The organism is Treponema sp. R80B11-R83G3, assembly GCF_054786115.1.
Window position 1 is genome coordinate 1 of the sequence record NZ_BDHF01000034.1, and the last position, 11,762, is coordinate 11,762.

11 protein-coding genes, 1 tRNA gene and 1 pseudogene are annotated in these 11,762 nt (G+C 44.5%); 6 read left to right on the top strand and 7 right to left on the bottom strand.

Features of this window, described 5'->3' with window-relative positions; all coding sequences use genetic code 11:
- Nucleotides 1-115: 115 nt before the first annotated feature.
- The 6 genes and pseudogenes from ACYVRH_RS06470 to ACYVRH_RS06495 form a co-directional block, all read right to left on the bottom strand.
- Nucleotides 116-592, bottom strand: a complete 477-nt coding sequence (locus ACYVRH_RS06470; RefSeq protein WP_461256110.1) for a nuclease/transposase family protein — start codon at nucleotides 590-592, stop codon at nucleotides 116-118.
- Nucleotides 593-842: 250 nt separating this feature from the next.
- Nucleotides 843-916, bottom strand: a tRNA-Val gene (locus ACYVRH_RS06475).
- A 67-nt stretch (nucleotides 917-983) separates the two neighbouring features.
- Nucleotides 984-1,460 (bottom strand): chemotaxis protein CheX, encoded by a 477-nt coding sequence (locus ACYVRH_RS06480; protein ID WP_461256111.1) that lies wholly within the window; start codon nucleotides 1,458-1,460, stop codon nucleotides 984-986.
- A 22-nt stretch (nucleotides 1,461-1,482) separates the two neighbouring features.
- Nucleotides 1,483-2,043: a CheR family methyltransferase gene (locus ACYVRH_RS06485; protein ID WP_461256142.1), complete on the bottom strand. Its 561-nt coding sequence runs from the start codon at nucleotides 2,041-2,043 to the stop codon at nucleotides 1,483-1,485.
- A gap of 294 nt (nucleotides 2,044-2,337) precedes the next feature.
- Nucleotides 2,338-2,814: pseudogene (locus tag ACYVRH_RS06490) on the bottom strand (chemotaxis protein CheW); the annotation flags it as partial.
- 5 nt (nucleotides 2,815-2,819) lie between these two features.
- Complete coding sequence (locus ACYVRH_RS06495; RefSeq protein ID WP_461256112.1) at nucleotides 2,820-5,237, bottom strand: chemotaxis protein CheW; 2,418 nt, start codon at nucleotides 5,235-5,237, stop codon at nucleotides 2,820-2,822.
- A gap of 145 nt (nucleotides 5,238-5,382) precedes the next feature.
- Between ACYVRH_RS06495 and ACYVRH_RS06500 the strand changes: the two genes are divergently transcribed.
- The 5 genes from ACYVRH_RS06500 to mutL all read left to right on the top strand — a co-directional run bounded on the left by ACYVRH_RS06500 (nucleotide 5,383) and on the right by mutL (nucleotide 10,135).
- On the top strand, nucleotides 5,383-6,264 hold the full coding sequence (locus tag ACYVRH_RS06500; RefSeq protein ID WP_461256113.1) for a hypothetical protein: 882 nt from the start codon (nucleotides 5,383-5,385) through the stop codon (nucleotides 6,262-6,264).
- 11 nt (nucleotides 6,265-6,275) lie between these two features.
- Nucleotides 6,276-6,710 carry an MgtC/SapB family protein gene (locus ACYVRH_RS06505; protein ID WP_461256114.1) on the top strand — a complete coding sequence of 145 codons (435 nt, stop codon included), beginning with the start codon at nucleotides 6,276-6,278 and terminating at the stop codon, nucleotides 6,708-6,710.
- Entirely contained in the window at nucleotides 6,707-7,912 is a 1,206-nt protein-coding gene (xseA, locus tag ACYVRH_RS06510; RefSeq protein WP_461256115.1) for an exodeoxyribonuclease VII large subunit, read from the top strand. Before ACYVRH_RS06505 ends, xseA begins: the two co-directional genes overlap by 4 nt.
- A gap of 1 nt (nucleotide 7,913) precedes the next feature.
- On the top strand, nucleotides 7,914-8,183 hold the full coding sequence (gene xseB, locus ACYVRH_RS06515; RefSeq protein ID WP_461256116.1) for an exodeoxyribonuclease VII small subunit: 270 nt from the start codon (nucleotides 7,914-7,916) through the stop codon (nucleotides 8,181-8,183).
- Between the two features lie 152 nt (nucleotides 8,184-8,335).
- Complete coding sequence (gene mutL, locus ACYVRH_RS06520) at nucleotides 8,336-10,135, top strand: DNA mismatch repair endonuclease MutL (RefSeq protein ID WP_461256117.1); 1,800 nt, start codon at nucleotides 8,336-8,338, stop codon at nucleotides 10,133-10,135.
- 206 nt (nucleotides 10,136-10,341) lie between these two features.
- On the opposite strand, the gene ACYVRH_RS06525 is transcribed toward mutL, so the two are convergent.
- Nucleotides 10,342-11,121, bottom strand: a complete 780-nt coding sequence (locus ACYVRH_RS06525; RefSeq protein WP_461256118.1) for a DUF4037 domain-containing protein — start codon at nucleotides 11,119-11,121, stop codon at nucleotides 10,342-10,344.
- A 77-nt stretch (nucleotides 11,122-11,198) separates the two neighbouring features.
- Between ACYVRH_RS06525 and ACYVRH_RS06530 the strand changes: the two genes are divergently transcribed.
- Nucleotides 11,199-11,762 carry a hypothetical protein gene (locus tag ACYVRH_RS06530; protein WP_461256119.1) on the top strand — a complete coding sequence of 188 codons (564 nt, stop codon included), beginning with the start codon at nucleotides 11,199-11,201 and terminating at the stop codon, nucleotides 11,760-11,762.

The following is an 11,762-nucleotide window of genomic DNA, read 5'->3' on the forward strand; positions in this document are numbered from 1 at the left end:
ACCCATAATTTTCCTCTTTTCATTTTTTCCTCCTTAAATTTTGAATAAAATATTAATTTTATTAAGAGTAATATATCTTAAAAACTTTATTTTTTCAATATTTTCGCAAAGATTCTCACAATTGGGCGATAATATCCGGAGATAGCCCTGTATACTTATTGATCTGAGATACAGGCATATTGTCAGCTTTCATTTTTCGGGCATTTTCAAGCTTTTCTTCTTTACGGCCTTCTTTACGACCATCTTTACGGGCTTTACGCTGGGCGGTTACCATTTCGTCTTGATAGTCCATATCGCATTTTATCCGATAAGACTCGCGTATGTAATCCAATTCCCTCTGCGTGAAGCCTTTCATTGTTTTTACCGCCATCGCTATGCCCTCCTCTTTATTAATTATATCAACAATTTTAGCCCTTTTTTCGGGATCTGTCAAATATTCAAAAAATACCGCCCATAGTTCCGCAGTTGTCATCTTTTCAATCGGTTTTTCGACTATGGGTTTTTTTACCACGAACCACGCGAACCAGAGCGAACCAAGAAAGCGAAGATATTTACTACAAATATGCGTGTAGTAGAGAGTTAAAGGGATCAAGGGTTGTTGTCCGAAGGCTATGCGTAGACTTCACGATAGGATTACGGACAAAAACCCCTTAACCCCAGTTCTCTATTACGCTCTACAAATAGTTAACGCTATTCCCTCTTTGTTCGTGTTGTCCTGCCTGACCACTCCAGAGTGGTCAGGTGAATGTGGTTCGTGGTAGAAATTTTTCTTTATAAGCTCTTGGCGAATAAATAAAAAAAGGGAGTAAACTAAGGCCATAGACCCGTTTACTCCCCAAAAATGGGCGATACAAGACTTGAACTTGTGACCCCCAGCGTGTCGAGCTGGTGCTCTAACCAACTGAGCTAACCGCCCTGTAATTATTATACCACTTACAGAGAAAATAGAGAAGACTCTAAATCTGAATATTCTTTGCTGTCTGCTACTTCACTCTTTCGCGGATAGCGACGTTTACCTCAATTTTATAGGGAGATGCGATTTCCATAGGCACAATAAGGGCTTCCACTTCACCTAAGTTTGTAGAAACTTCCATATTATCACCGGTAAAAAGCGCCGGCGGAGTAAGGTCAAACTTAAAGCCAAGATCGTGAAGTTTGGTTACAGCTTGAGCCGTAATCATATTAGCCAACTCTTGAATGGTCGCCTTCCCCAGTTCGTCAAAAACCGTGAAATTTTCTCCGTTCATTTTGCCGGCTACAAATAATGCCGTCTCTTTTGTCATGTCAAAAAGAACGCGCCCTTCTACATCGCCTGCAAGCCCAACAAGAGCCGCAACGCCCATTATGGACATTGAAGTAGGCTTAAGATATATTTCTCCCCGCTTAACTTCAACGTCTAACACTTCTTTTAACACGTTGTAAGCCGCTTCCACAAAGGGGTTGATATACTCAACTCTCATAATTCACTCCTTATAATTTTTTTTATGCGTTATGCGAAAAAGCAGAAACAGGATCATCGGCAATTGCTTCCCAAATAACTCCCGTAAGCTCTTCGTTCCTGCCCAAAATAACAATTCCATGGTTTCTCAGTTTCTCCGAGAAATCCGCAACTATTCTTGTCTGCGTATCCGCGTCAAAGTATGAAATAACATCCCTTACAAGAATCATATCCACTTCAGGAATGGTATTTTCATTTACTATATCATGGTATTCAAAAACAATCGAGTCCTTTATAGCCTGATTAAATGAATAACCACTTGTTCCCTGCACCACATAAGGCCTGCAATATTCCGGTATATCGTCCAACTTATACGTCATATTAGGCGCTTGCGAAACAGCCATGATATCGTTATCGTTTGCCCATATTTTAATGTGGGCAGTGGGATACCTTGATTTAAGTATACACGCAAATGAATAAGTTTCACAACCCTTTCCGCAGCCAATGTTCCATACGCCGATATTTGTAAAGTTGACATTGGGAAGTATCTTTTTAACGGCATTGGCATAAGCTTCGTTCCAGAACTGGTTCGTACATGGAGACATAAAATCTTCCAAGAATTCATCGGCGTCGGCAAGATTCCTTAACTGCACTTCGTCTCCCGTACGTCTTGAACTCCATTCGGCAAACCGCTTGTGAAGCCATCTTTCATTTATGCCTGTAACGGCAAAGTGCCGCAACGCCAAGAGGCTTTCCTGGATAAAGCCGATGGCCGTATCTGCGGCAGTCCTTTGCGCCGCAGCCGAATCCGCAGTTGGAGGCGGCGGAACAAAGAATTCACCGCCTTCTGATACCGCAGCGTGGGTCTTGTCTTTATTGTCTTCAATTGAAAAGATACGGACAACATCCAAAATGATATAAAGATCGCCCTGTTTTTCCACAACGCCGCTTATGTACTTAATATTAATGTCGCCAAAAATAGGATGCGGAGGCTGTATAGTATCTTTTTGTATTCCGACAACCTTATCAATTTTATCTACTATTGTCCCATATACCTGATCATTAATATGGAGGATGAGCATATTCTCCAAATTCTCTTCTTTTTTTTCTACCGGCAAATGGAAGAACTGCCTTAAATCAATTATTGGAATAATGTCGCCGCGCAGGTTATACACGCCGCGTACAAACGACGCGGCGTTAGGCACGAATGTAAATTTATCGGCCTTTGCAATTTCCTTCACGCTCATAATATCAACGCCGTAGTCCTTGCCGGCGAGGGAGAAAGTGACCATTTTAAAATCTACGTTGTCTACCCGCTCTTTTTGTTCCTGTAAATCGGCGTTTACCTGTTCTAAATCCTTTACTACTGCCGCCATACCTTTTACCTTGTTGAAGCTTCGCGGATTCGGCGCTGCTCCATTTCCTTTTTAAGCCCCAATTCAAGAAGCTGGCCAACATCAATAATGAGAGAAACCGATCCGTCTCCCAAGATTGAAGCCCCGGCGATTCCCGGAGAATTTGTAAACTGATCCCTTAAAGGTTTGATAACGACATCTTCTTCACCAATAAGGCTGTCCACCATAAAGCCCATTTTTTTCTCCGCCGTTCCGACGATTACTATAAAATGATACTCCGACTGTTCTTCGGTTCTAATGCCAAACAGGCGGTTAAGCCTGAGCAACGAAATAACATCGCTGCGGATATTGAAAACTTCGTAGTTGTCAATCTTTTTAATTTCTTCCGGTTTGATTCTAAGGCTTTCGATAACGGACGTAATCGGAATTGAATAGATTTCCGGCCCGACTCTGACAAGAAGCCCCTGAATAATGGCGAGAGTAAGAGGCAATTTGATGACAAACGTGGTCCCTTTCCCGCGTTCGGAATTAACCGTAACGGTTCCATTAAGGGCGTCTATGGAGCGGCGGACGACATCAAGACCTACGCCGCGCCCTGAAATGGCGGTTATCTGTTTTGAGGTAGAAAAACCGGGTTCAAAAATAAGATTGTACGCTTCAACATCGGTAAGAACTTTGTTCGGGCTGATAAGTCCGCGTTCTATGGCTTTATTCCTAACCGCATCAACATCAATGCCCCCGCCGTCGTCACCAATTTCTATGACGATCATATTGCCTTCGTTGGTCGCCTTTAACAGCACCATGCCTTCTTCCGGCTTTCCGGCGGCGCGCCTTTCTTCCGCAGATTCAATTCCGTGGTCGATGGAGTTTCGCACCGAGTGCATGATGGGATCAAGGAGGTCTTCGATAACCGACTTGTCAAGTTCGGTGTCTTCACCTTCGATAACCAGGTTGATTTTTTTATTAAGCGATTTTGAAAGATCGCGAACAAGGCGCGGGAAGCGGCTGAAAATCTGGCTGATGGGAACCATGCGAATGCGCATAACGCCTTCTTGAAGCTCGCCTGATATGCGTCCAAGATTTTGCGAATTGGCGCGGAATTTCGCTATGCTGTTTTTGAATGCCGTTTCAAAAGGATCAAATATTGAAAAGATATCGCCGTAATTATCGTTAATTTCCTTGCGAATATCTTTAATTGATTTGCCGTCCTGAATGCCCTCAAGATAATCGGGCAGACTGTCAAACAGATTTTTAATTTTGTCGCGGTATTGATTTTCCAATTCGCGAAGATGGGCGGTAAGCTCGCCAAACTGCATATTGATCTGGTTGAAAGTCGCTTTTGTAATAACCGTTTCTGAAACAAGATTTAAAAGATCGTCGATGCGTTTGGAATCTACGCGAAGAACCGATCCGGCTTCTTTGCCCGCTTTCTTCGCGTCTTCCGCCGCAGCGGCGCTTTTTTTCGTGTCCGCGCCGGATGCCGCAGCCGCTTTCGGCGCCGCAGGAGCGGCTTGTGCCGCAGGAGCAGCTTGTGCCGCAGGAGCAGCCTGAGCCGCAGGGGCGGCTTGTGCAACAGGAGCAGGAGCCGCAGGTTGCGCTACTTTTTGCGCCGCAGGAGCCGCAGAAACATTGGCAATACCTGTAACATCCGCGTCTAAACTTACATCCGGCAGTATGACGTCTTTTTTTATTCTTTGCGTATCATTTTTGGAAGCAATATAATAATCAACAACGGGGAAAAAGTTATCCGCATAGAGTTGTTCAAAATCGGGGACGGTCCTTAAAACAGTTCCCAGCCCTTTAAGAACGGCATAAACCTGAATGCCGCCAACGGTATTCATCAAACTGTTCTCATCGAACTTTACGGAAACTTTGTATATGGGTATTCCACCATCGACGGATTCTTTTAATTCTTCTATCTCCCTGTCGGTAAGGGCTTGATTCGCGGCGGCGGCTGGCGCTGCGGCTGGAGCGGCAACAGGCGCTGCAACTGGAGCGGCGACGGGCGCTGCTTTAGGCGGCGCTTTCGCTTTATCGCCCTTTGTCGAAGGCGGCAGCAATGCATGAAGCTTACCTTCTATCTCGGCGGTATCTTCTTTATAAACATTACCGTTCATCCGCTCATCAAGCATAGCTTTAATAACGTCTATCGCTTGAAGCAGAATATCCACAACATCCCCATTTACAGTAAGTTTGTCCGAGCGAATTGCGTCTAACACATCTTCAACAAGATGCGTGAAATGAGAAAGCTCCATAAATTCCACAGTTGCGGATCCGCCTTTTAAGGTATGAGCCGCACGGAAAATTTCATCCACGGCGTCTTTATTGGCGCCCTCGTTTTCGAGAACTAACACATTTTGTTCCAAGGTATCTACCTGCATTTGAGCCTCGCTGAAAAAGTCCTTGAGTAGTTCTTCGTTATTGGGATCAAGATAATCACTCATAATACTAATATCCTCTAAATATTAATAAAAGTCAAGATATTATATCTGTAAACAGAAAAGAATTTGAAAAATAATCAAAATTATTAAGTTTTAGAAAAAACACATTTAATTGCATTTCGCCCAAAAAAGTACTAAAATATATGATATGAAACGGTTAATTTTACCCATTTTTGTATTTTTACTGCTGGTAGGCGGCATCGGTCTTTTGGGGGCGTTTGAACTTGAAGTCATGGGAGGGGTGAACGGTTTTACCTTCGAACCATATAAATCATGGGCATATTCTGAACCTGACACGGAAAAACAATTTACACCTTATAATTTTGCGGTGGCAAATATAGCCTTTAGGCATAATATTTCCGAAACATTGAATTGGAGCGTAAGTTTAGAAAGGGATAATATACTTCAAAACAGTATAAATGCCCTATTTGGGGCAAAAACAGACTTCTTTAACGTCAAATTTGGACCATTTTTAGGATTTATAGACGCTCTTGCCATTCCGGATGCTGGAATTATCGGTAGTTTGGAGTTAAACCTCCCCGGAATCGTCTCTTTAACAATTTCCGGGTCATCAACTTTAGGCTCCCAGTACGATTTTACAAGCCATACTTACCGTGAAACTGCCGGAATTAAGCTAGGATTCTGGATGGAAAACGCCATTCCGTCTTTTTCCGCAAAAATAAAATATCTTTCCAGACAGTTGGATAAATCCATTGTTGTAGACGACACGCTATTCAAATATTTTTTCACCCTGGAATTATTTACCAAAAATCACGCTGTTTCGGGATTTATCGACATTGGATACCAAACATATAAAAAGATTTACAAAAAAGACGGCGATGAATTTTGCGATGAATTAAACTCATGGTTGGCGGGTTTTGGCGTCAGTTGGCAGATTATCCGGCCATTATGTTTAAAAGCGGGGCTTGAAATACCGCTTCTTGTCTCTGCGATAGACCCAATGACCGTTACTCAGGTACCATTGCTCTTTTCCAAGGTATATGCCGGCCTTGTTTACACAATAAAATAAAAAGGAAAATTATGTCGGAAATTGATATTGTAATCCGCCTTTGCCTCGCGTTTACGGCAGGCGGCATTATCGGCATAGAAAGATCAAGCCGACGTCAGGTTGCCGGCCTTCGCACCCACATACTTATCGCAATCGGCTCGTGTTGCCTTATGATGCTTTCAATTTGGCTGCCCCAGCAATTAAGAGTTGGAGACCCGGAAAGAATAGCGGCGCAAGTTGTTTCCGGCATGGGTTTTTTGGGCGCGGGCGCGATAATCCGACTTGGAAGCAATATCAGAGGGCTTACTACCGCCGCCTCCCTGTGGCTTACAGCCGCAGTAGGGCTAGCCATTGGAGCGGGAATGTTTATTGCCGCCTTAACAGCCGTAATCCTCGCAATCATTACGCTTATATTGCTTCACCGCCTTGAAAGAAAATTGTTTCCAGAAGATAATTGGAAACAATGAATGGAAAACACCTTACAGTAAGCGAACTAACGGAACAAATACGCCTGAATCTTGAAGGTTCTTTTTCTTATGTTTGCGTGGAAGGTGAAATTTCGAATTGCAGGCCGGCAAGCTCAGGCCATCTTTATTTTAGCTTAAAAGATTCAAACGCCAAAATTGACGCGGTTATGTTCAGAAACAGGCTGAGAACCATAAACTTTGAACCCAAAGACGGAATGTTGATGCGGGTGCGCGGAAGCCTTTCCGTATACGCCCCACGGGGAACCTACTCCATCGTCTGTGAAGAAATGGAAATCGCGGGAGCGGGCGAAATCCTTGCCATGCTGGAAAAAAGAAAACAAAAACTCTCTGCGGAAGGGCTTTTTGATACTGAAAAAAAACGCCCGTTGCCCCGCTTTCCGCAAACTGTAGGAGTAGTCAGTTCACCCACAGGGGCTGCGGTACGCGACATTTTAAACATACTAGCGAGGCGGGCTTCCGGCATTAAGGTGATAATTCTGCCCGCGCCGGTACAGGGTGATGAAGCCGCGTCTTTTATTGCGGCGCGAATAAGGCAGGCTAACCAATGGCATCTTGCAGACGTTTTAATCGTAGGCAGGGGCGGCGGCTCAATTGAAGACCTTTTGCCCTTCTCCGATGAGGAAGTCGTCCGCGCCGTAGCGCAGTCAAAAATACCGACTGTAAGCGCCGTGGGGCACGAGATTGACTGGGCGTTATGTGATTTTTCAGCGGATCTTCGCGCTCCTACCCCATCCGCCGCAGCGGAACTGGTAAGTGAAAATTATTTTGCCGTCCGAAACTTAATTCAAAAAACAGCAGAAAGTTTTATTACCGTTATGCGCACGCGAATGGAAAGGGCAAAACTTCTTTTAAAACCGTTTGATCCGCAAGACATGGAATACCGTTTCCGTTCGATTTTGCAGCCGCGCCTAGTCCGCCTTGACGACGCAAAAGAAGCGTTGATCGACGCGGTTTCCGACAAATGCGCCGTAATAAGGAAGAGAATTGAATTCGCGTCTGCTGTTCTTGAAACCGCAAGCCCTCTCGCGGTAATGGAACGGGGATTTTCGGTTGTGACAAATTCAAACGGCAAAATAATTAAAAGTTCGGATAACGTAAAAACAGGCGATAAACTTTATATAAGACCGTTAAAAGGAAAAATAAACGCGATTGTAGAAAGCGCGGAAAAAACAAGGAGCTAATATGGCAAAAAAAACCGTACCCGCAAAAAGCGGCGGCACAAAAAGTTTTGAAGAACAGCTTGGGCGGCTGGAAAAACTTGGCGAACAGATTAAAAGAAACGACATTCCCCTTGATGAAGCTCTAGCCGCGTTTGAAGAGGGAATCCGCCTTGCCAGAGCTTTGGAAAAAAGCCTTGAAAAAATAGAAAACCGCATAGAAATACTGATGAATTCAACGGAAGCTATAGCGGATGAATCGCCGGAGATGGATTTGTTTAACGCCGGGGAATAATATGCTGAAAAACAATTATTCCGTAAATAATTTACCACGAACCGCACGAACTAGTACCTTCGGTACATACACGAACAACGACAAGATTTCGGAGAATAAGTTCGTGGTGTTCGTGTGGTTCGTGGTAAAAATAATATCTGCCGGAGAATAACGTGCCGGAAAACAGGCGAATCGCAATATTGCCGCCGGAAGAAGCCATGCGTATCGCGGCAGGCGAAGTTATCGACCGCCCAGCGGCTCTTGTGCGGGAATTCCTTGACAACGCCATAGACGCGGGCGCTTTAAATATTGATGTTTCTATCGAAGAGGGCGGCTGTAAGAAAGTTGAAGTCTCCGACGACGGGGGCGGCATGACCCGCGAAGATTTGGCAATTTGCTCCCTTACCCACGCGACCAGCAAAATACGCGGCCTTGATGATTTAAACACGTCCCGCACGCTTGGTTTCCGGGGAGAGGCGTTAGCCGCTACCTGCGCCGTAGCGCGTTTGGAAATTATCTGCTCAGTTGACGGTAGGGAGGCATGGCGGCTTGACGCCGGCCCAGGAGAAAGCCATCCGCCCGCAATCGAGCAAACGCGCAGGACAAAGGGCGCGACAGTCAGGGCGTTAAATCTTTACGATACTATTCCGGCGCGCAAACGTTTTTTAAAAAGGGAAGGAAGCGAAGCGTCCCTGTGCCGCCAAGTCTTTATTGAAAAAGCCCTTGCGTTTAACGGCATAAATTTTCGTTATGTGCAAGATGGCAAATTAAAAGATTTTTTGCCTGCCGTTAAAACAAAAAAGATGCGCTTTGCCGCCGCCGTGTTACAAACCGGCGAAGAAAATTTCCTGCATGAAATAAATGTAACGGGATCGGGCTTTTCAGCGGTCATAGTTATCGGAGGGCCTGAGCTTTACAGAAGCGACAGGCGGCAGCTTTATATTTTTGCAAACGGCAGAAAGGTGCAGGATTACTCTCTTGTTCAAGCCGTTGAATACGGCTCTCAGGGATGGTTCCCAAACGGCACACATCCCGTCTCTGCGGTCTATGTGGAAATAGACCCGTCCCTTGCCGATTTTAACATTCACCCCGCAAAACGCGAAGTGCGCTTCCGCGACCCGGGCGCTATTCATCAGGCGATCTCAGGCGGAGTAAAAAACTTTTTTCACAGTTTGTATCTAAAAAACTCCCGCAAAGACGGCGCGCGAGAAGCCGAAGATGAACAGAGTTACGAAGAAAGGAGAGGTTATCGCAATGGCGAAGAATCTTCAGAATACCCGCAAAGAAGTGAAAGAGAGTTTTCATTTACATATAACAAAAATATTTCCGATGTTAAACGCAATACGGAAGAATACGAAAAATTTACTGATTTTATTTCTACTTCCTTGCGTAACAAAGAAAATCCTTCTTCAAACGCATCCGCCCCAGCATACGGCGACATGCGCTACGCAGGCAAAATATTTGATCTGTTCATCCTGATGGAATGGGGGGACAAACTTTACATAATAGACCAGCACGCGGCGCACGAGCGCATCCTTTACAATAAATTTCTTGAAGGGCCAATCCCCAAACAGGAACTGCTCGCGCCCATTACCTTCACCGCAGAAAGCGATGAAGAAGACGCTTTTCTTTCAGCTAACAGCGGAGAACTGTCGCGCCTTGGAATTGAAATTAAAAAAGACGCAAACACTTGGAGCATTGAAGCGCTTCCCGCAGACTGGCGAATGGGCGATTCTCAAACCGTAAAAGAAATTCTTGAACTGCGGCTGACAGGCGAAAACATGGCAAAGCGCTGGGCGGCGACCTGCTGCTGCCGCTCTGCAATCAAAGACGGCGACATACTTGGCGATGAAACCGCCTTTGAATTAGGCAAAGAAGCCCTCCTGTTACCCGACCCGCGCTGCCCCCACGGTCGCCCTGTCTGGACAGAGATTAGCCGGGAAGCGCTCTTTAAGGCTGTCAGAAGGGAATAGGCCAAGAGTTCACACTAAGATCACAAAGGTACAAAGAACACAAAGAAGAGGGGACTTCAATTAACAATGAGCAATGAGCAATGAGCAATGTTGTTGTTCGTTATCTGTGCGTGGGCCTCACGATAAGATTGCGGACAAAAACCTCTAATCTTCCCTTTGTGTTCTTTGTTTCTTCGTGCTCTTTGTGTGAAATTCTTCGTATTAATTTAAAGCGTAACAATTTTCTGCGCGATTAATTTAGCTAAATAGAAACGTGAATCCAAATTGGCGGAGGCGTTGGTATCTAGAAATGTTTGAAACTCGGCGGAAAATGATTCGGGCAGAATGGGCAGTTCGCATACCTGTTTAAAATACGCGCGATGAGACGGCTCAAAACGTTTGTTTATGCAAAAAAGAGTTAGGCAGGCGTTTTTAATAAAACCGGCGGACGCGATAAGATAGTGAAACTTATCGTTCTGAAAACAGGCGGCTCCCAAATCTGACAGAAAATGTTCCATTTTTAACTGAATATTGTTTCTCATCTCTACCCAGAATTGATCGCCTATCTTTCCCAGTTTTTTTCTGATGTCATGTATCCACTTGGAACGTGAAAAGACAATTTCACAGTTTGCAAGACGGTAAAAACCGTAAGTTCCGGAGTCTTTAATAAACCACAAAGATTCATGTTTGGAACAGGCGATATTAACAAGTTCGTCAATTTTTTTTGTTTTCTTAAATTCAAGCCGGACGGGAATATCGCCTATCAAAAAGCGGTCTTTTTCGTGAATACCGGCGCTTTCAAAGGCGGCGACATCATCACCGTACAAACGGCAACGGGCTTCAGCTTTTGGAATGGGAGCGTTATAAAATATGTCAAGAATTAGGGCAAAGTACGGATCCAGCGTATCAGACATAGCCGCTTCATTTAGGGTAATACATTCTACGCCCTTCCATGATGAAAGGATTCCAGTAAACCTGTCAACTAATAATTTGGTTTTATATTTCATGACTCCCCTCCAAATAATAGTATAGACCGATAAAAAAGCGTATACTATGTGGCTAAGTATATCACGGGATAATAATTATGAAAACTGAGAATAGGCGCAAACAAACATTTCTGGTTCTTGTCCCACATAGGGATGTGAGGGGTGAATTACGTAAATATGGCGATTTATTGGTTAAAACCGGGCTTACGGATGTTTATCCTTTTCCATATATCGCGCCTTTGGCTTCTCTTTCGCGGGCGTTAAACGCGGAGGAATTAAAACAAATTGCGCATTCCCTGCGGAAAAACATCGGGAGCGGTAAAATATCAGCCGAGGGAGACGCCGTTACCGCTTTTCCGGGCTATGAAAAAGATTTATCCCTTATCGGCCCCAGTTTGAATATTGCCAAAGCGCAAAATGTATTTGAAAGCGGAATAAAAAAAATAAATAACATTTTTTTCCCGATTGTGGCAGGCTGCTTTCTGACAAAAGACAATAATAAACTCAGCCTTTTATCTGAAATACCGCTTAAAAGATTGGAATTTAGATCCTCGGCAGTCGCCAATTTGTACTGGCGGCCTTTACAGATTGACGGCGAAATTTGCTACAAGTGGAAAATAGGAAAACTCTGCTGGCTGCCGCGTCCTCAACAATTAAAATAA